At 63.1% G+C, this 19,644-nt stretch carries 16 protein-coding genes and 1 tRNA gene; all 17 read left to right on the top strand.

All coding sequences use genetic code 11. The features are described from left to right. Positions 1-411: elongation factor Tu (locus tag BMX16_RS15860; RefSeq protein ID WP_483869200.1), on the top strand; the 411-nt coding region annotated here is incomplete at its 5' end. Positions 412-627: 216 nt separating this feature from the next. Continuing rightward, positions 628-1,596: a hypothetical protein gene (locus tag BMX16_RS15855; RefSeq protein ID WP_089905583.1), complete on the top strand. Its 969-nt coding sequence runs from the start codon at positions 628-630 to the stop codon at positions 1,594-1,596. 68 nt (positions 1,597-1,664) lie between these two features. Beyond that, positions 1,665-1,740, top strand: a tRNA-Trp gene (locus BMX16_RS15850). Between the two features lie 26 nt (positions 1,741-1,766). Further along, complete coding sequence (locus tag BMX16_RS15845) at positions 1,767-2,690, top strand: hypothetical protein (protein WP_089905581.1); 924 nt, start codon at positions 1,767-1,769, stop codon at positions 2,688-2,690. A gap of 52 nt (positions 2,691-2,742) precedes the next feature. Next, positions 2,743-2,940 (top strand): preprotein translocase subunit SecE, encoded by a 198-nt coding sequence (gene secE, locus BMX16_RS15840; RefSeq protein WP_089905579.1) that lies wholly within the window; start codon positions 2,743-2,745, stop codon positions 2,938-2,940. A 229-nt stretch (positions 2,941-3,169) separates the two neighbouring features. Continuing rightward, a complete protein-coding gene (nusG, locus tag BMX16_RS15835; RefSeq protein WP_089905577.1) occupies positions 3,170-3,703 on the top strand; it encodes a transcription termination/antitermination protein NusG in 534 nt (177 codons plus the stop codon). A 108-nt stretch (positions 3,704-3,811) separates the two neighbouring features. Continuing rightward, complete coding sequence (gene rplK / locus BMX16_RS15830) at positions 3,812-4,237, top strand: 50S ribosomal protein L11 (RefSeq protein WP_089905575.1); 426 nt, start codon at positions 3,812-3,814, stop codon at positions 4,235-4,237. Next, complete coding sequence (rplA, locus tag BMX16_RS15825) at positions 4,237-4,935, top strand: 50S ribosomal protein L1 (RefSeq protein ID WP_089905573.1); 699 nt, start codon at positions 4,237-4,239, stop codon at positions 4,933-4,935. The genes rplK and rplA overlap by 1 nt, the downstream gene beginning before the upstream one ends. 214 nt (positions 4,936-5,149) lie before the next feature. Next, on the top strand, positions 5,150-5,698 hold the full coding sequence (rplJ, locus tag BMX16_RS15820; protein ID WP_177174705.1) for a 50S ribosomal protein L10: 549 nt from the start codon (positions 5,150-5,152) through the stop codon (positions 5,696-5,698). A gap of 73 nt (positions 5,699-5,771) precedes the next feature. After that, complete coding sequence (rplL, locus tag BMX16_RS15815; protein ID WP_089905569.1) at positions 5,772-6,146, top strand: 50S ribosomal protein L7/L12; 375 nt, start codon at positions 5,772-5,774, stop codon at positions 6,144-6,146. 244 nt (positions 6,147-6,390) lie between these two features. Continuing rightward, positions 6,391-10,530, top strand: coding sequence for a DNA-directed RNA polymerase subunit beta (gene rpoB, locus BMX16_RS15810; protein ID WP_089905567.1), 4,140 nt, complete (start codon positions 6,391-6,393; stop codon positions 10,528-10,530). Between the two features lie 73 nt (positions 10,531-10,603). Next, entirely contained in the window at positions 10,604-14,857 is a 4,254-nt protein-coding gene (gene rpoC, locus BMX16_RS15805) for a DNA-directed RNA polymerase subunit beta' (protein WP_089905563.1), read from the top strand. 126 nt (positions 14,858-14,983) lie between these two features. Next, a complete protein-coding gene (locus BMX16_RS15800; protein ID WP_089905560.1) occupies positions 14,984-15,886 on the top strand; it encodes a DMT family transporter in 903 nt (300 codons plus the stop codon). A gap of 274 nt (positions 15,887-16,160) precedes the next feature. After that, positions 16,161-16,532, top strand: coding sequence for a 30S ribosomal protein S12 (rpsL, locus tag BMX16_RS15795; protein WP_089905558.1), 372 nt, complete (start codon positions 16,161-16,163; stop codon positions 16,530-16,532). 66 nt (positions 16,533-16,598) lie between these two features. Continuing rightward, complete coding sequence (gene rpsG / locus BMX16_RS15790) at positions 16,599-17,069, top strand: 30S ribosomal protein S7 (RefSeq protein WP_089905557.1); 471 nt, start codon at positions 16,599-16,601, stop codon at positions 17,067-17,069. 18 nt (positions 17,070-17,087) lie between these two features. Next, positions 17,088-19,211: an elongation factor G gene (fusA, locus tag BMX16_RS15785; protein ID WP_089905555.1), complete on the top strand. Its 2,124-nt coding sequence runs from the start codon at positions 17,088-17,090 to the stop codon at positions 19,209-19,211. Between the two features lie 63 nt (positions 19,212-19,274). Further along, positions 19,275-19,644: GTP-binding protein (locus BMX16_RS15780; protein WP_177174704.1), on the top strand; the 370-nt coding region annotated here is incomplete at its 3' end.

Below are 19,644 nucleotides of genomic sequence, written 5' to 3'. Positions count from 1 at the left end.
GTCGAGATGTTCCGCAAGCTGCTGGACTCCGGCCAGGCGGGTGACAACGTCGGCATCCTGCTGCGCGGCATCGACCGTGAAGGCGTGGAGCGTGGTCAGGTGCTGTGCAAGCCCAAGTCGGTCGCACCGCACACCAAGTTCGAGGCCGAGGCCTACATCCTGACGAAGGAAGAGGGTGGCCGTCACACGCCGTTCTTCGCGAACTACCGTCCGCAGTTCTACTTCCGCACGACGGACGTGACCGGGACCGTGATGCTGCCCGAGGGCACCGAGATGGTGATGCCGGGCGACAACCTGAAGTTCGAAGTCGAGCTGATCGCGCCGATCGCGATGGAAGACGGCCTGCGCTTTGCCATCCGCGAAGGCGGCCGCACCGTCGGCGCCGGCGTGGTGTCGAAGATCCTCGCGTAAGCACGCAGCGGCTCGGGCCCTTGGCCCGAACGCTGCGGGTGGGACGCGGCAGCGGTTTGCCTGCAAACCACGAGAGTGTCCCACAGCGCGCGAGCGTGGAATGAACGAAAGGCCGCCCCTCTGGGCGGCCTTTTGCGTTAGGGGTATCGCCCAGAACAGGTCTTTTTGCTGCCGCGATCCGGTGCCATGATCGTCCTGCCGCCTGCTGGAGTCGCCATGAACACGCCCCACGCCCAGATCCCCGTCGCAGCCGTCTTCATGGTCGAACCGGGCGCCTACGAATGGCCGGCGATCCTGCTGGCCGCGTCCTTGCGGGCGTTCGCGAACGACGACGTGCGCGTCTACGCCTACTGCCGCGCTGAACTGATCGATCAGTTGCACCCGGCGACGCTGGCGTTCTGCGCCGCGAACGGCGTCACCCTGGACGAGATCCATCCCGCCTTCGAGGTGGTCTATCCGCAGGGCAACAAGCTTTTCGCCTGTGCAGCACCCCGTCCCGAACCGGCGACGGTGCTGTTCGACACCGACATGTTCATGCTGCAGCCCGCCTTGCTGTCGGACACGTTGCAGCCCGGCACCGTCGCGGGGCGGCCCACGGGCAACTGGATGTGGGGCCGCACGCCGCAGGACTGGGCCCCTGCGTACGAAAGCGTCGGCCTGCCCCTGCCGCGCCTGCGCATGTCGCGCCCCGACCAGACGTTCACCATGCCGTCGATGTCGGCGGGTTACGTGGCCTATATGGACAGCACATTCGCCGATCTGTGGTGCGATACCGCGATCAAGATCGAACGCCGCAGGCTGGCCAAGGGCATTTACCCCACGCTTGACCAGATCTCTCTGCCGATCGCGGCGCAGCGTGCGGGGCTGCGGCTGAACCTGATCGACGTGCGCTGGAACAAGGCGGGCAAGATCACCGATCAGGCGATCCGTCAGGTGATCTTCTATCACTACCAAAAGGCCGACACGCTGCTCGCCCTGCCCGTGAAGTGGCTCGCGGACCGGCTGCTGCAGGAATTCTCGCAATGGTCCTCGGTCGAGGATCTGCTGGCGTTCTACGACCGCGAGGCGGCGCGTCCGGCAACGGTCATCCACAACACCGGCTGGCGCAATGTCGTCGAGGCGGGGCAACTGGCGGTGGACATTCCCCACCGTCAGGCGAACGGGTCGCGGAAACCCACGCCGTGAAGACCCTGCGAAACCGCGCAGGGGGCCTTGATCCTGCGGCCTGCATCCGCTAATCCGGCCTGACATGAAGGGGTATAGCTCAGTTGGTAGAGCGACGGTCTCCAAAACCGTAGGTCGTGGGTTCGAGTCCCCCTGCCCCTGCCATGTTTCCAGACAGACCGGACGATGCGGTGACTGACGTGCCGCGATCCATCGTGCTGCATGTCGGCGCGCACAAGACGGCGACCACACACCTGCAACATTCGCTGCATGGGGCGCGGCGGTTGCTGGTGCGCAACGGTATCCGGTTCTTCGGCCCGATGGACCTGCGTCAACTCGGCCAGCGGCTGGAGGCGCGGTTCAACCTGCCCTTCAACCCGCGCAAGAGCGTGGCCGACCTGCGTCCCGCGCCCGACGTGCTGGCCGAGATGATGGGCGACGGCACGCGGCTCGTCGTGTCGGAGGAGAACTTCATCGGGACGTTGTTCGACAAACGCTATCCGGGTCCGCTGCACAATCTGCCACAGCCCCTGTACTCCGACGCGCAGGCGCGGCTGGCTGCGTTGACCGGTGCCATCGCGCCCCAAGGCGGGATCGAGGTGTGCATCGGTCTGCGCGATCCCGCGGGATTTCTGAACTCGGCCTATGGTCTGGTGATGCAGGCAGGGTCCACGGTTCCGCTGGACAGATTCAAACGGCGCAACCCGGTGCCGGACATCGACTGGGTCGATCTGGTGCGACGGCTGGCCGCGACGCCCGGCGTCGCACATGTGACGGTGTGGCGCTACGAGGATTACCGCGCCGTCTTTGCGCAGGTCATGGCGGTGTTGCTGGGTGCGGGTGCCCCGCCCGTGTCCCCGGTCGCGCACCGCGTCAATCGCGGGCTGTCGGCGGCCGCCGTCGCATTCATTCAGGAACACCGGGCCATCGCGACCGAAGGTCCCCTGTGGCACCTGGCGCGAGAGACGTATCCGGTCGGACCGGACCATCCACCGCATGACGGCTTTTCACCCAAGGAGAAGGCCGCGTCGCAAAAGCAGTATGCCGCGCAATGGCACGCCATCGGCGCATTGCCCGGCGTGACCCGGATCAGGCCTGCCACAGAGCAGACTTGAAACCGGTGACGGCGCGGCGTATGTCGCACCGATCAGCCCGGAAGGACGCGTCATGGCCACGAACCCCGTCAAGTTCATCAACGAGACACGTGCGGAAATCGCCAAGGTCGTCTGGCCGACGCGGCGCGAAGTCGTGCTGACCACGATCATGGTGCTGATCATGGCGACGCTGATGGCGATCTTCTTCAGTATCGTCGATTTCGCGATCCGTCAGGGCCTGCAATTCGTCCTGACATACTTCGGCAGCTGATCGGGCACGTATCGCAAGGCCTTGGCCCTGTGGCGACAATCTGCCCACACCCCCTTGAAATCAGGCGGGCAGGGGGGTAATAGCCCACAACTTACCCGGATGGCGTGCGGCGAATCGTGTTGCACGCCAAAATTTATTGTCGGGACAGGCTGCGTCAAGTAGCTGATAGAACTGGAAATTAACCGGCCCGCCATGCGGTGTGTGTCGGCGATACGAGGTGACGAGGAACATGGCGAAGCGTTGGTATTCGGTGAGTGTCCTGTCGAACTTCGAAAAGAAGATCGCCGAGACTATCCGGCAGAAGGTGACGGAGCAGGGGCTCGAGGATCAGATCGATGAGGTTCTGGTGCCCACCGAAGACGTGATCGAGATCCGTCGCAACAAGAAGGTGACGACCGAGCGCCGCTTCATGCCCGGCTACGTGTTGGTGCACATGGAGTTGTCCGACGAAGGCTATCACCTGATCAACTCGATCAACCGGGTGACGGGCTTCCTTGGCCCGCAAGGCCGCCCGAGCCCGATGCGCGATGCGGAAGTGCAGGCGATCCTGGGTCGCGTGCAGGAGGGCGAAGACAGCCCGCGCACGCTGATCCATTTCGAGATCGGCGAGAAGGTGAAGGTCAACGACGGCCCGTTCGAGGATTTCGACGGCATGGTCGAGGAAGTGGACGAGGACAACCAGCGCCTGAAGGTGACGGTGTCGATCTTTGGCCGGGCCACCCCGGTCGAACTGGAATTCACGCAGGTCTCTAAACAAGGCTGACGTGACGCAGACGTGGGAGCCTTTCGGCGAACCACGGCAAGTTGGCCCCGGCAGCGGGGCCGTTGTAGGGCAGGGGTTTCCTGCCGCTGAACATGAAGGAGAGGCCTGATGGCCAAGAAAGTCATGGGTTCGCTGAAGTTGCAGGTTCCGGCCGGCAACGCGAAACCGTCCCCGCCCGTGGGTCCCGCACTGGGTCAGCGAGGCATCAACATCATGGAATTCTGCAAGGCGTTCAACGCCAAGACCGCAGACATGGAAAAAGATGCGCCCTGCCCGACCGTGATCACGTATTACGCCGACAAGTCGTTCACGATGGAAATCAAGACGCCCCCCGCGTCCTATTACATCAAGAAGGCCGCCAAGCTGACCTCCGGGTCCAAGGCGCCGGGCAAGACGACCGCCGGCTCGATCTCGGGCAAGCAGGTGCGTGAGATTGCCGAAGCGAAGATGAAGGATCTGAACGCGACCTCGATCGAGGGTGCGATGCTGATCATCGCGGGCTCCGCCCGCTCCATGGGCATCGAGGTGAAGTAATGGCAAAGCTGGGTAAACGTACGACGGCCGCACGCGCCGCATTCGACGGCAAGGCCAACGTCAAGGTCACCGAGGCCGTGTCGCTGGTGAAATCCGCCGCGACCGCCAAGTTCGACGAGACGATCGAGATCGCGATGGTCCTGGGCGTCGATCCGCGTCACGCCGACCAGATGGTCCGCGGCACGGTCACGCTGCCGCACGGCACCGGCAAGACCGTTCGCGTCGCCGTGTTCGCCCGTGGCGACAAGGCTGACGAGGCGAAAGCCGCCGGTGCCGACATCGTCGGTGCAGAAGACCTGATGGAATCCATCCAGGGCGGCACGATCGACTTCGACTGGTGCATCGCCACGCCCGACATGATGGGCATCGTGGGTCGTCTGGGCAAGATCCTGGGCCCGCGCAACCTGATGCCGAACCCCCGCGTCGGCACCGTGACACCCGACGTCAAGCAGGCCGTCAAGGATGCCAAAGGTGGCCAGGTCCAGTTCCGCGCCGAAAAGGCCGGCGTGGTCCACGCCGGGATCGGTAAGGCCTCGTTCAGCGCAGAGCAGCTGGAAGAGAACCTGAAGGCGTTCGTCGATGCCGTGCAGAAGGCCCGTCCGTCGGGCGCCAAGGGCACCTACATGAAGAAGGTCAACCTGACCTCGACCATGGGTCCGGGCGTGTCGGTCGATGTGGCATCGGCCACCGGCAACTAAGGAATTTGGCGTACCCCTCGCGGGGTGCGCCAACTCGCAGCGGCAAACGATCGCCGCCGTGCTGTCCGAGACGGAGGGTGCAGGCAACCGCCTGACATAATTCCTTCCCGAGATGGGAAACGAGAACAAGATTTCCGGGGGAAACCTCGGGCGAGATTGGCCTCGGGACCATCGACACGGACCCGAACGCTGCTCAGACCATTGGGTGGCACACATGAGCCGGGGGAAACCCCAATTTTGGAGTAAAACTGTGGATAGAGCACAAAAAGAGAAGCTGGTCGAAGAACTCGCCCAGATCTTTGAACGCTCTGGCGTCGTGGTGGTTGCCCGCTACGAAGGCATGACAGTTGCCGAAATGCAGGATCTGCGCGCGATGATGCGCGTCGCAGGCGGATCCGTGCGCGTCGCCAAGAACAAGCTCGCCAAGATCGCCCTTGACGGTAAACCCAGCGCTTCCATTGCTGAGTACCTGACGGGCATGACAGTCCTCGCCTTTTCTGATGACCCCGTCGCTGCGGCGAAGGTGGTCGATGACTACGCCAAGAAGAACGAAAAGCTCGTTATTCTGGGCGGTGCCATGGGTGAGACTGCATTGGATCCAGCCGGTGTGAAAGCCGTTGCCGGGATGCCGAGCCGCGAGGAGCTTATCGCTTCCATCGTGGGTTGCATCGCAGCACCTGCCGCAAACATCGCCGGGGCCATTGGCGCGCCTGCTTCGAACATCGCGAGCATTCTTTCGACCATCGAAGAGAAAGCTGCATAAAGCAACCTGAACTGCCTTGGGGCTTGAACGCCCTGACGTTGGAACACACCTAAGCAAACGGAAAGCATATCAAATGGCTGATCTGAAAAAACTGGCTGAAGAAATCGTCGGTCTGACCCTTCTTCAAGCACAAGAACTGAAAACCATCCTCAAGGACGAGTATGGCATCGAGCCCGCCGCCGGCGGCGCTGTGATGATGGCTGGCCCCGCTGCGGGCGCTGCCGAAGCAGCAGAAGAAAAGACTGAGTTCGACGTCGTCCTGAAGGACGCCGGCGCACAGAAGATCAACGTGATCAAGGAAGTGCGCGCGATCACCGGTCTGGGCCTGAAAGAAGCCAAGGATCTGGTCGAAGCTGGCGGCAAGGTCAAGGAAGGCGCTTCCAAGACCGAAGCCGAAGAGATCAAGGCAAAGCTGGAAGCAGCTGGCGCCAAGGTCGAACTGGCCTAAGCCGGACTGGCGGGTTCGCCCGCCACCACACAACATGGGCTGGACCTGCGCACGTCGCGGGTCCGGCCGCACCTGTCTTGAAGGACGGCTGTTCGCTCAGCCCTCCTTTTGGGAAGGTGGCATCGTCGGGAGGCCTTTGGTGGGACAAGGGTCACGTATGGACGGCACGCCCCCAGTCATAAGCATCCCACCCCGCGGCCCGGGCGAGGTGAGAGGCGACAGACAATATAAGGTGACATCACACATGGCTTCCTCCTTCCTTGGCCAGAAACGCCTGCGCAAATACTACGGCAAGATCCGTGAAGTCCTGGAAATGCCGAACCTGATCGAAGTGCAGAAGTCGTCCTACGACCTGTTCCTGCGGTCTGGCGACAGCCCGACGCCGCTGGACGGCGAAGGCATCATGGGCACGTTCCAGTCCGTCTTCCCGATCAAGGACTTCAACGAGACCGCCGTGCTGGAGTTCGTGAAATACGAACTGGAAAAGGCGAAGTACGATGTCGAGGAGTGTCAGCAGCGCGACATGACCTACAGTGCCCCGCTGAAGGTCACCCTGCGCCTGATCGTGTTCGATGTGGACGAGGATACCGGTGCGAAGTCCGTCAAGGACATCAAGGAGCAGGACGTCTTCATGGGCGACATGCCCCTGATGACGCAGAACGGCACGTTCATCGTGAACGGCACCGAGCGCGTGATCGTGTCCCAGATGCACCGCTCTCCCGGCGTGTTCTTCGACCACGACAAGGGCAAGACGCACAGCTCGGGCAAGCTGCTGTTCGCCTGCCGTATCATTCCGTATCGCGGTTCGTGGCTGGACTTCGAGTTCGACGCCAAGGACCTCGTGTTCTGCCGCATCGACCGCCGCCGCAAGCTGCCGGTCACGACGCTGCTGTATTCGCTCGGCCTCGACCAGGAATCCATCATGGATGCCTATTACAACACGGTCGAGTTCAAGCTGGACGATAAGGGTCAGAACTGGACGACCAAGTTCTTCCCGGAGCGCGTGCGTGGCACCCGTCCGACCTATGACCTGATCGACGCCGCCACCGGCGAAGTCATCGCTGCGGCCGGTGAAAAGATCACGCCGCGGTCGGTCAAGAAGCTGATCGACGAAGGCAAGGTCAAGGATCTTCTGGTCCCATACACCCACATCGTCGGCAAGTTCGTGGCGCGCGACATCATCGACGAGACGACGGGCGCGATCTTTGTCGAGGCCGGCGACGAGCTGACGGTCGAGACCGACAAGGCCGGCGACGTGATCGGCGGCACGCTGAAGGATCTGGTGGACGCGGGCGTCACGACGATCCCGGTGCTGGACATCGACAACATCAACGTGGGTGCCTACATCCGCAACACGATGGCGGCGGACAAGAACATGAACCGGGAAACCGCGCTCATGGACATCTACCGCGTCATGCGCCCCGGAGAGCCGCCGACCGTCGATGCGGCGTCCGCGCTGTTCGACACGCTGTTCTTCGACGCCGACCGCTATGACCTGTCCGCCGTGGGCCGGGTCAAGATGAACATGCGTCTGGATCTGGATGCGGAAGACACGCAGCGCACCCTGCGCCGCGAAGACATCCTCGCCTGCATCAAGGCGCTCGTCGAACTGCGTGACGGCCGTGGCGACATCGACGACATCGACCACCTCGGCAACCGTCGTGTGCGGTCCGTGGGCGAGCTGATGGAAAACCAGTACCGCGTCGGGCTGCTGCGCATGGAACGTGCGATCAAGGAACGCATGTCCAGCGTCGAGATCGACACGGTGATGCCGCAGGACCTGATCAACGCGAAACCGGCCGCTGCCGCCGTGCGCGAGTTCTTTGGTTCGTCGCAGCTGTCGCAGTTCATGGACCAGACCAATCCGCTGTCGGAAGTGACGCACAAGCGGCGCCTGTCGGCCCTTGGGCCGGGCGGTCTGACGCGCGAACGTGCAGGTTTTGAGGTGCGCGACGTGCACCCGACCCACTATGGCCGGATGTGCCCAATCGAGACGCCGGAAGGCCCGAACATCGGTCTGATCAACAGCCTCGCGACCTTTGCCCGCGTGAACAAGTACGGCTTCATTGAGACGCCCTACCGCAAGGTGGTGGACGGCAAGGTGACGGACGATGTGCAATACATGTCCGCGACCGAAGAGATGCGTCACACGGTGGCACAGGCCAACGCCGACCTGAACGAGGACGGCTCGTTCGGCAACGAGTTGGTGTCCACGCGCAAGAACGGCGACTATACCCTGTCCCCGCGCGAGAACGTCGATCTGATCGACGTGTCGCCCAAGCAGCTGGTGTCGGTCGCAGCGTCGCTGATCCCGTTCCTGGAAAACGACGACGCGAACCGCGCGCTGATGGGGTCCAACATGCAGCGTCAGGCCGTGCCGCTGCTGCAGGCCGAGGCGCCGCTGGTCGGCACAGGCATCGAAGAGGTCGTGGCACGGGATTCCGGTGCGGCGATCATGGCGCGCCGCGCCGGTGTCATCGACCAGGTCGATGCGCAGCGGATCGTGGTCCGTGCGACTGCCGATCTGGAACTGGGCGACGCGGGTGTGGACATCTACCGCATGCGCAAGTTCCAGCGGTCGAACCAGAACACCTGCATCAACCAGCGTCCGCTGGTGAAGGTGGGCGACACGGTGATGAAGGGCGAAGTGCTGGCCGACGGCCCGAGCACGGACATGGGTGAACTGGCCCTCGGCAAGAACATCATGGTCGCGTTCATGCCGTGGAACGGCTACAACTACGAGGACTCGATCCTGATCTCGGAGCGGATCACCCGCGACGACGTGTTCACGTCCATCCACATCGAAGAGTTCGAAGTGGCGGCCCGCGACACGAAGCTCGGGCCGGAAGAGATCACCCGCGACATCCCCAACGTCGGCGAGGAAGCCCTGCGCAACCTCGACGAGGCTGGCATCGTCTATATCGGTGCGGAAGTCGGGCCTGCGGACATTCTGGTGGGCAAGATCACGCCCAAGGGCGAAAGCCCGATGACACCGGAAGAGAAGCTGTTGCGTGCGATCTTCGGCGAAAAGGCCAGCGACGTGCGCGACACGTCCCTGCGTCTGCCGCCGGGTGACTTCGGCACGGTTGTCGAGGTGCGCGTGTTCAACCGCCACGGTGTGGAAAAGGACGAACGCGCCCTGCAGATCGAGCGCGAAGAGGTCGAGCGCCTGTCGCGTGACCGCGACGACGAAATGGTGATCCTGGACCGCAACATCTATGCGCGTCTGAAGTCCATGATCATGGGCAAGATTGCGGTCAAAGGCCCCCGTGGGTTCAAGGCCGGCACCGAGATCACCGAAGAGGCCCTGTCGGAACTGAGCCGCGGCCAGTGGTGGCAGCTCGCACTCAAGGACGAGGCCGACGCGCAGATCGTCGAGGCCCTGAACGAGCAGTACGAGATCCAGAAGAAGCGGATGGATGCCCGTTTCGAGGACAAGGTTGAGAAGGTGCGTCGTGGCGACGACCTGCCGCCGGGCGTGATGAAGATGGTCAAGGTGTTCGTCGCGGTGAAGCGCAAGCTGCAGCCCGGCGACAAGATGGCCGGTCGTCACGGCAACAAGGGCGTGATCTCGAAAGTGGTGCCGATGGAGGACATGCCGTTCCTCGCCGATGGTACCCCGGTCGATTTCTGTCTGAACCCGCTGGGCGTGCCGTCGCGTATGAACGTCGGTCAGATCCTTGAAACCCACATGGGCTGGGCCGCACGCGGTCTGGGGCTGAAGATCGACGAGGCGCTGGGTGAATACCGCCGCCACGGCGACCTGACGCCGGTCAAGGAGGCGCTGCGCATTGCCTATGGCGACGATGTCTATGACGAAGGCTTTGCCGACATGGACGAGGATCTGATGATCGAGGCGGCGGGCAACGTGACCCGAGGCGTTCCGATCGCCACCCCGGTCTTCGACGGTGCGAAAGAGGCCGACGTGAACGACAGCCTCAAGCGGGCCGGGTTCGACACCTCGGGTCAGTCGGTGCTGTTCGACGGGCGCACGGGTGAACAGTTCAGCCGCAAGGTGACGGTGGGGATCAAGTACCTGCTGAAGCTGCACCACCTTGTGGACGACAAGATCCACGCGCGCTCGACCGGGCCGTACAGCCTCGTCACCCAGCAGCCGCTGGGCGGCAAGGCCCAGTTCGGCGGACAGCGTTTCGGCGAGATGGAGGTCTGGGCACTCGAAGCCTACGGCGCCGCCTACACCCTGCAGGAAATGCTGACGGTGAAGTCGGACGACGTGGCGGGCCGGACCAAGGTCTACGAGTCGATCGTCAAGGGCGAGGACAACTTCGAGGCCGGTGTGCCGGAATCGTTCAACGTTCTGGTCAAAGAAGTCCGGGGTCTCGGCCTCAACATGGAACTCCTGGATGCAGAGGACGGGGAATAAGGCCCGCGTGTCTTAGGGGCGGCCCGGTGCCGCCCCGCCCCATCGTCCCGCACCCCAATTCAAGGAATTGAAGATGAACCAGGAACTGACAAACAATCCGTTCAATCCGGTCGCCCCGGTCAAGACATTCGACGAAATCAAGGTCTCACTGGCGTCGCCGGAGCGGATCCTGTCGTGGTCCTTCGGCGAGATCAAGAAGCCCGAAACCATCAACTACCGCACGTTCAAGCCGGAGCGGGACGGCCTGTTCTGCGCGCGGATCTTTGGCCCGATCAAGGATTACGAATGTCTGTGCGGCAAGTACAAGCGGATGAAGTACCGCGGCGTCGTCTGTGAAAAGTGCGGCGTCGAAGTCACGCTGCAGAAGGTCCGCCGCGAGCGGATGGGCCACATCGAGCTGGCTGCCCCCGTCGCGCACATCTGGTTCCTGAAATCGCTGCCCAGCCGCATCGGCCTGATGCTGGACATGACGCTGCGCGATCTGGAACGCATCCTGTATTTCGAAAACTACGTCGTGATCGAACCGGGTCTGACGGACCTCACCTATGGTCAGCTGATGACCGAGGAAGAGTTCAACGACGCGCAGGACGCCTACGGTGCCGACGCGTTTCAGGCGAACATCGGTGCGGAAGCCATCCGCGAGATGCTGGCGCAGATCGACCTTGACGCCGAGGCCGAGCAACTGCGTGCGGACCTGAAGGTCGCCACCGGCGAGCTGAAGCCCAAGAAGATCATCAAGCGTCTGAAGATCGTCGAGAACTTCATCGAATCCGGCAACCGACCCGAGTGGATGGTCCTGACCGTGATCCCGGTCATTCCGCCAGAGCTGCGCCCGCTGGTGCCGCTGGACGGTGGCCGCTTCGCGACCTCCGACCTTAACGATCTGTATCGCCGCGTCATCAACCGCAACAACCGTCTGAAGCGGCTGATCGAGTTGCGTGCGCCCGACATCATCGTGCGCAACGAAAAGCGGATGCTGCAGGAATCCGTCGATGCGCTGTTTGACAACGGCCGCAGAGGCCGCGTCATCACGGGCGCCAACAAGCGCCCGCTGAAGTCGCTGTCCGACATGCTGAAGGGCAAGCAGGGTCGCTTCCGTCAGAACCTTCTGGGCAAGCGGGTCGACTTCTCGGGCCGTTCGGTCATCGTGACCGGACCGGAACTGAAGCTGCACCAGTGCGGTCTGCCCAAGAAGATGGCGCTCGAGCTGTTCAAGCCGTTCATCTATTCGCGTCTGGAAGCCAAGGGTCTGTCGTCGACCGTCAAGCAGGCCAAGAAGCTGGTGGAAAAGGAACGTCCCGAGGTGTGGGACATCCTGGATGAGGTGATCCGCGAACACCCCGTCATGCTGAACCGGGCACCGACGCTTCACCGTCTGGGCATCCAGGCGTTCGAGCCGGTCCTGATCGAAGGCAAGGCGATCCAGCTGCACCCGCTGGTGTGTTCGGCCTTCAACGCCGACTTCGACGGCGACCAGATGGCCGTGCACGTCCCGCTGAGCCTTGAGGCGCAGCTCGAGGCACGCGTCCTGATGATGTCGACGAACAACGTGCTGTCGCCCGCCAACGGCGCGCCGATCATTGTGCCGTCACAGGACATGATCCTCGGCCTCTACTACACCACGATCATGCGCCACGGCATGAAGGGCGAAGGCATGGCCTTCTCGAACATCGAGGAAGTCGAGCACGCCCTGACCGCGGGCGAAGTGCATCTGCACGCCAAGATTCAGGCCCGGATGAAGCAGATCGACGACGAGGGTAACGAGATCACGGTGCGGTTCGAAACCACGCCGGGCCGTCTGCGTCTGGGTGCGTTGCTGCCGCTGAACACCAAGGCGCCGTTCGGCCTGGTGAACCGTCTGCTGCGCAAGAAGGAAGTGCAGCAGGTCATCGACACGGTCTATCGCTACTGCGGACAGAAAGAATCCGTGATCTTCTGCGACCAGATCATGACGATGGGGTTCCGCGAGGCGTTCAAGGCCGGCATCTCGTTCGGTAAGGACGACATGGTCGTGCCTGACACAAAGTGGAAGCTGGTCGATGAGACCCGCGATCAGGTCAAGGACTTCGAACAGCAGTACATGGACGGTCTGATCACCCAGGGTGAGAAGTACAACAAGGTCGTGGATGCATGGTCGAAAGCCAACGACAAGGTGACGGACGCCATGATGTCCACCATCTCGAAGGCGGGCGTGGACGAGAATGGCGCCGAGAACGAGCCGAACTCGGTCTACATGATGGCCCACTCCGGTGCCCGTGGTTCGGTCACGCAGATGAAGCAGCTGGGTGGTATGCGCGGCCTGATGGCCAAGCCGTCCGGCGAGATCATCGAGACGCCGATCATCTCGAACTTCAAGGAAGGTCTGACCGTTCTTGAATACTTCAACTCGACCCACGGTGCCCGCAAGGGTCTGTCGGACACCGCGTTGAAGACCGCCAACTCTGGCTATCTCACGCGGCGTCTGGTGGACGTGGCGCAGGACTGCATCATCCGCGAAGTGGATTGCGGCACCGACCGGGCGATCACGGCAGAAGCCGCCGTGAACGACGGCGAGGTCGTGTCGTCGCTGGCGGAACGCGTCCTGGGCCGTGTGTCTGCGGACGACGTGCTGAAGCCCGGCACCGACGAGGTGATCGTCGAGGCCGGTGAGCTGATCGACGAGCGCAAGGCCGACATGATCGACGTGGCCGGGGTCGCCAAGATGCGTATCCGCAGCCCGCTGACCTGCGAGGCCGAGGACGGCGTCTGCGCGACCTGCTACGGTCGTGACCTGGCGCGCGGCACGCGCGTCAACATCGGCGAGGCTGTCGGCATCATCGCCGCGCAGTCCATCGGCGAGCCCGGCACCCAGCTGACGATGCGGACGTTCCACATCGGCGGCGTGGCGCAGGGTGGTCAGCAGTCCTTCCTCGAGGCAAGCCAGCCCGGCATCATCGCGTTCCGCAACGCATCGCTGTTGCAGAACACGGCGGGCGAGCAGGTTGTCATGGGCCGGAACATGGTCATCGCGATCGAGGACGAAAGCGGCGCGGAACGGGCCAACCACAAGGTCGGCTACGGCACCAAGATCTTCGTGAAGGAAGGTCAGACCGTGCACCGCGGCGACAAGCTGTTCGAGTGGGACCCGTTCACCCTGCCGATCATCGCCGAAAAGAGCGGCAAGGTCCGTTACGTGGATCTAGTCAACGGCATCGCAGTCCGCGAGGACACCGACGAGGCGACGGGCATGACCCAGCGCATCGTGTCTGACTGGCGCGCGGCCCCCAAGGGCAACGAGCTGGCGCCCAAGATCATCATCGCTGGCCCCGACGGGGAACCCGCGCTGAAGGACGACGGCAACCCGGTGAGCTATGCGATGTCGGTGGATGCCGTGCTGTCCGTCGAGGACGGCGAGGACATCCAGGCCGGTGACGTTGTCGCCCGCATCCCGCGCGAGGGTGCCAAGACCAAGGACATCACCGGTGGTCTGCCGCGTGTGGCCGAACTGTTCGAGGCACGCCGCCCCAAGGATCACGCGATCATCGCGGAAATCGACGGTTACGTGCGCTTCGGCAAGGACTACAAGAACAAGCGTCGCATCGCCATCGAGTCGGCGGACGACTCTGAGACCCGCGTCGAATACATGGTGCCGAAAGGCAAGCACATCCCCGTGGCCGAAGGCGACTTCGTCCAGAAGGGTGACTACATCATGGACGGCAACCCGGCCCCGCACGACATCCTTGCGGTCATGGGCGTCGAGGCGCTGGCAGACTACATGATCGACGAAGTGCAGGACGTCTATCGCCTGCAGGGCGTGAAGATCAACGACAAGCACATCGAGGTCATCGTGCGCCAGATGCTCCAGAAGTGGGAGATCCAGGACAGCGGCGACACCGTGCTGCTGAAGGGAGAAACCGTGGACAAGGCCGAGTTCGACGAGGCCAACGCCAAGGTCGTGGCACGCGGAGACCGTCCGGCAACGGGCGAGCCGATCCTGCTGGGCATCACCAAGGCGTCGCTGCAGACCCGCAGCTTCATCTCGGCGGCGTCGTTCCAGGAAACCACGCGGGTGCTGACCGAGGCATCAGTGCAGGGCAAGCGCGACAAGCTGGTGGGTCTGAAGGAGAACGTGATCGTCGGTCGCCTGATCCCCGCCGGCACTGGCGGTGCGACGACCCGTTTGCGCGGCATCGCCGCCGCGCGTGACAACGTGGTGATCGAGACGCGTCGCGAAGAGGCAGAGGAAGCCGCCCGACTGGCAGCCCCGATGCCCGCCGCGAACGATGTGGTCGGCGGCGATGTGTTCGACACGCTGATCGTGGACACGCCCGAGAGCCGCGACGAGTAAGCGGTTTTCATCGACACCACGGAAGGCCCCCGCGACCACGTCGCGGGGGCCTTTTGCATTGGCGCAGGGGGCAACCTGCGCCCGCGGCGTCTGGTGCCGGGGCAGGGGCCACGCTAAGCAGTCGCCATGGCAAGGATTTCAGACAACATGCGCGGCGCGGCGCTGATGACCGCCGCGATGGTGACGTTCACCATCAACGACACCTTCACCAAGGTCCTGTCGGAGGCGCTTCCGCTGTGGCAGTTGATTTTCCTGCGTGGGCTTGGCGTCACAGTTTGCCTGCTGATCCTTGCGCGGGCGATGGGTCAGCTGACGTATCGTCTGCCGCGCCGCGATTGGTTCTACATGTGGCTGCGCGCTGCGGCGGAAATCGGCGGGGCGTATTTCTTCATCACCGCGCTGTTCAACATGCCCATCGCCAACGTCAGCGCGATCATGCAGGTGCTGCCGCTGTCGGTCGCGCTGGCAGGGGCACTGTTCCTGCGCGAACCGCTGGGCTGGAAACGTCTGCTCGCCATCCTGATCGGGTTCGGCGGTGTGATGCTGATCGTGCGGCCGGGTGGGGCGGATTTCACCAGCTATTCGGTCTATGCGCTGCTGGCGGTCGCCTGCGTCACACTGCGGGATCTGGTCGTGCGCAAGCTGTCGCGGGCGGTCCCGTCGTTGATGGTGTCGGTGGTGGCGGCGGTCGGGGTCACCGTGTTTGCCGGTGCGGCATCACTGACCGAAACGTGGCAGCCGCTGGCGGGATGGGATGTCTTCCACCTCGCGGGGGCCACGGTATTCGTGATCTTCGGTTACGTGTTCTCGGTCACGGCGATGCGGGTGGGCGACATCGGGTTCGTCGCACCCTTCCGCTACACCAGCCTGCTGACGGCGCTGATCCTCGGCGTGCTGGTATTCGGAGAGTTTCCGACGGTCCCGACGCTGATGGGTGCGGGAATCGTCGTGGCGACCGGCCTGTTCACATTGTTCCGCGAACGCCGCCTGAACCTGCTGCGCCCGGTTGTTCCCAGCCGCATCCGCTAGGATACGCAGGGCAGGGCCCAGTGTTGACACGCCCATCGCCAGCCCCTATACGCCGCTGCATCCGGGTCTGGCTGGGAAACCGTCCATATCCGACATCACCGTTGACGTGGTCAAGAACCGGGCTGGCAAGGCCCCGTTCCTCTGTAACACACCGCACCGAACCTCCGGTAAGGGTTCGACTGCGGGTTTTTCGTGTTGGCCCGTAAGGACCGGCACCCGACATCAAACCGCGGCCATCGGGTCGCCATACTAGAAAGATGGGGACACCAGCCCAATGCCAACGATCCAGCAGCTGATCCGCAAACCGCGTCAGCCCAAAGTTAACAAATCCAAGTCCATGCACCTCGAAGGCTGCCCGCAGAAGCGTGGCGTCTGCACACGCGTCTACACCACGACGCCGAAGAAGCCGAACTCGGCCATGCGGAAAGTCGCCAAGGTGCGTCTGACCAACGGCTTCGAAGTCATCTCCTACATCGGCGGCGAAAGCCACAACCTGCAGGAACACTCGGTCGTGCTGATCCGCGGCGGCCGTGTGAAAGACCTTCCGGGTGTCCGTTACCACATCCTGCGCGGTGTGCTGGATACCCAGGGCGTGAAGGACCGCAAGCAGCGTCGTTCCAAGTACGGCGCGAAGCGGCCGAAGTAAGCAACTCGGCCGACCCGTGGGCAAGGCCCCGGGATTTCGCCCGCAACTTGATTAGAGGATACACCAATGTCACGTCGTCACGCCGCTGAAAAACGCGCAGTTCTGCCGGACGCCAAGTTCGGCGATACGGTTCTGACCAAATTCATGAACAACCTGATGGTTGATGGTAAAAAAGCCGTCGCCGAACGGATCGTCTACAACGCGTTCGAACGCGTCGAAGGCAAGCTGAAGAAGTCGCCCGTGGAAGTGTTCCACGAGTGCCTCGAGAACATCAAACCCTCCGTCGAAGTGCGTTCGCGCCGCGTCGGTGGTGCGACCTATCAGGTCCCCGTCGAAGTCCGCCCCGAGCGGCGCGAGGCGCTGGCGATCCGCTGGCTGATCGCCGCTGCGAAGAAGCGCAACGAGAACACGATGGAAGAGCGCCTTGCCGGCGAACTGCTGGATGCGGTCAACAACCGCGGCACCGCCGTGAAAAAGCGCGAAGACACCCACAAGATGGCCGACGCGAACAAAGCGTTCAGCCACTACCGCTGGTAATTCAGGAGCACCACCACAATGGCACGCGACTATCCTCTGCAGCGCTACCGCAACTTCGGTATCATGGCGCACATCGACGCCGGCAAGACCACCTGCACCGAGCGGATCCTGTTCTACACGGGTAAATCCCACAACATCGGCGAAGTGCACGATGGCGCCGCCACCATGGACTGGATGGAGCAGGAGCAGGAGCGTGGCATCACGATCACCTCTGCTGCGACGACCACGTTCTGGCAGCGTCAGGACGATCCCTCTGCCGAGGGCATGTCCGACACGAAGTTCCGCATGAACATCATCGACACGCCCGGCCACGTCGACTTCACCATCGAGGTCGAGCGTTCCTTGGCCGTGCTCGACGGTGCGATCTGTCTGCTCGACGCCAACGCCGGTGTCGAGCCGCAGACCGAAACCGTGTGGCGTCAGGCCGACCGCTACAAGGTCCCGCGGATCGTGTTCGTCAACAAGATGGACAAGATCGGCGCCGATTTCTACAAGTGCGTCCAGATGATCGCCGACCGTACCGGCGCCGTCCCGGCCCCCGTCCAGCTGCCCATCGGGTCCGAGACGGAGCTGGAAGGTATCATCGACCTCGTCACCATGGAAGAGTGGGTCTATCAGGGTGAAGACCTGGGTGCATCCTGGGTGCGTCAGCCGATCCGTGACAGCCTGAGCGAGCTGGCCATCGAATGGCGCGGCAAGCTGATCGAGTTGGCCGTCGACATGGACGACGCGGCGATGGAAGCCTACCTCGATGGCACCGAGCCCGACGTGGACACCCTGCGCAGCTTGATCCGCAAGGGCACGCTGGCGATGAAGTTCGTCCCCGTGCTGGCCGGCTCTGCGTTCAAGAACAAGGGCGTGCAACCCCTGCTGAACGCCGTGATCGACTATCTGCCCAGCCCGCTGGACGTGGTCGACTACATGGGCTTCAAGCCCGGCGACGAGACCGAAACGCGCAACATTCCCCGCCGCGCGGAAGACGACATGCCCTTCTCGGGTCTGGCGTTCAAGATCATGAACGACCCCTTCGTGGGCTCTCTGACGTTCACCCGCATCTACTCGGGCAAGCTGAAGAAGGGCGATGCGCTGCTCAACTCCACCAAGGGTGGCAAAGAGCGCGTGGGCCGCATGATGATGATGCACGCCATCAACCGCGAAGAGATCGACGAGGCATGGGCCGGTGACATCATCGCGCTGGGTGGCCTGAAGAACACGACGACCGGCGACACCCTGTGTGATCCGTCCGATCCGGTGGTTCTGGAAACGATGACCTTCCCGGAGCCGGTGATCGAGATCGCCGTCGAACCCAAGACCAAGGCCGACCAGGAAAAGATGGGCATCGCGCTCGCCCGTCTGGCTGCCGAGGATCCGTCCTTCCGCGTCGAGACCGACTTCGAATCCGGTCAGACCATCATGCGCGGCATGGGCGAACTTCACCTCGACATCCTCGTCGATCGCATGAAGCGCGAGTTCAAGGTCGAGGCCAACATCGGCGCGCCGCAGGTGGCCTATCGCGAGACCATCGGTCACGAAGTGAAGCACACCTACACCCACAAGAAGCAGTCGGGTGGTTCGGGTCAGTTCGCCGAAGTGACCCTGCTGATCATGCCGACAGTGCCGGGCGAGGGTTACTCGTTCGAATCCAAGGTCGTCGGTGGTTCGGTGCCCAAGGAATACGTCCCGGGCGTCGAAAAGGGCGTGAAGTCGGTCATGGACTCCGGTCCGCTGGCGGGTTTCCCGGTCATCGACTTCAAGGTGCAGCTGCTGGAAGGCAAGTTCCACGACGTCGACTCCTCGGTCCTCGCGTTCGAGATCGCGTCGCGGATGTGCATGCGTGAAGGCATGCGCAAGGCGGGTGCAAAGCTGCTCGAGCCGATCATGAAGGTCGAAGTCGTGACGCCGGAAGAGTACACCGGTGGCATCATCGGCGACCTGACCTCCCGTCGCGGTATGGTGCAGGGGCAGGACAGCCGCGGCAATGCGAACGTCATCGACGCCTTCGTGCCGCTGGCCAACATGTTCGGCTACATCAACAACTTGCGGTCCATGTCGTCGGGTCGTGCGAACTTCACCATGCAGTTCGACCATTACGAGCCGGTTCCGCAGAACATCTCTGACGAGATCCAGAAGAAATACGCCTGATCGGTCGCGCGGGGTCAGCCCCGCGCGCCACCCCCCACCTGTCTGTTTTTCAAGGAGGCCATCATGGCTAAGGCAAAGTTCGAACGCAACAAACCGCACGTCAACATCGGGACCATCGGTCACGTGGACCACGGCAAGACGACGCTGACGGCGGCGATCACCAAGTACTTCGGTGAATTCCGCGCCTACGACCAGATCGACGGCGCCCCCGAAGAGAAGGCCCGCGGCATCACGATCTCGACCGCGCACGTCGAGTACGAGTCCGAGGCCCGTCACTACGCCCACGTCGACTGCCCCGGCCACGCCGACTACGTCAAGAACATGATCACCGGTGCCGCCCAGATGGACGGCGCGATCCTGGTCGTGAACGCCGCCGACGGCCCGATGCCGCAGACGCGCGAGCACATCCTGCTGGGCCGCCAGGTGGGCATCC

The organism is Loktanella fryxellensis (genome assembly GCF_900110065.1).
Classification (GTDB): domain Bacteria; phylum Pseudomonadota; class Alphaproteobacteria; order Rhodobacterales; family Rhodobacteraceae; genus Loktanella; species Loktanella fryxellensis.
Note: the sequence above shows the minus strand (reverse complement) of the source record. Positions and strands in the feature narration are given on the sequence as shown.

Excerpts from the sequence above, each read along its gene's own strand:
- BMX16_RS15855 (WP_089905583.1), top strand. The coding sequence starts at position 628 with ATGAACACGCCCCACGCCCAGATCCCCGTCGCAGCCGTCTTCATGGTC.
- secE (WP_089905579.1), top strand. The coding sequence starts at position 2,743 with ATGGCCACGAACCCCGTCAAGTTCATCAACGAGACACGTGCGGAAATC.
- nusG (WP_089905577.1), top strand. The coding sequence starts at position 3,170 with ATGGCGAAGCGTTGGTATTCGGTGAGTGTCCTGTCGAACTTCGAAAAG.
- rplK (WP_089905575.1), top strand. The coding sequence starts at position 3,812 with ATGGCCAAGAAAGTCATGGGTTCGCTGAAGTTGCAGGTTCCGGCCGGC.
- rplA (WP_089905573.1), top strand. The coding sequence starts at position 4,237 with ATGGCAAAGCTGGGTAAACGTACGACGGCCGCACGCGCCGCATTCGAC.
- rplJ (WP_177174705.1), top strand. The coding sequence starts at position 5,150 with ATGAGCCGGGGGAAACCCCAATTTTGGAGTAAAACTGTGGATAGAGCA.
- rplL (WP_089905569.1), top strand. The coding sequence starts at position 5,772 with ATGGCTGATCTGAAAAAACTGGCTGAAGAAATCGTCGGTCTGACCCTT.
- rpoB (WP_089905567.1), top strand. The coding sequence starts at position 6,391 with ATGGCTTCCTCCTTCCTTGGCCAGAAACGCCTGCGCAAATACTACGGC.
- rpoC (WP_089905563.1), top strand. The coding sequence starts at position 10,604 with ATGAACCAGGAACTGACAAACAATCCGTTCAATCCGGTCGCCCCGGTC.
- BMX16_RS15800 (WP_089905560.1), top strand. The coding sequence starts at position 14,984 with ATGGCAAGGATTTCAGACAACATGCGCGGCGCGGCGCTGATGACCGCC.
- rpsL (WP_089905558.1), top strand. The coding sequence starts at position 16,161 with ATGCCAACGATCCAGCAGCTGATCCGCAAACCGCGTCAGCCCAAAGTT.
- rpsG (WP_089905557.1), top strand. The coding sequence starts at position 16,599 with ATGTCACGTCGTCACGCCGCTGAAAAACGCGCAGTTCTGCCGGACGCC.
- fusA (WP_089905555.1), top strand. The coding sequence starts at position 17,088 with ATGGCACGCGACTATCCTCTGCAGCGCTACCGCAACTTCGGTATCATG.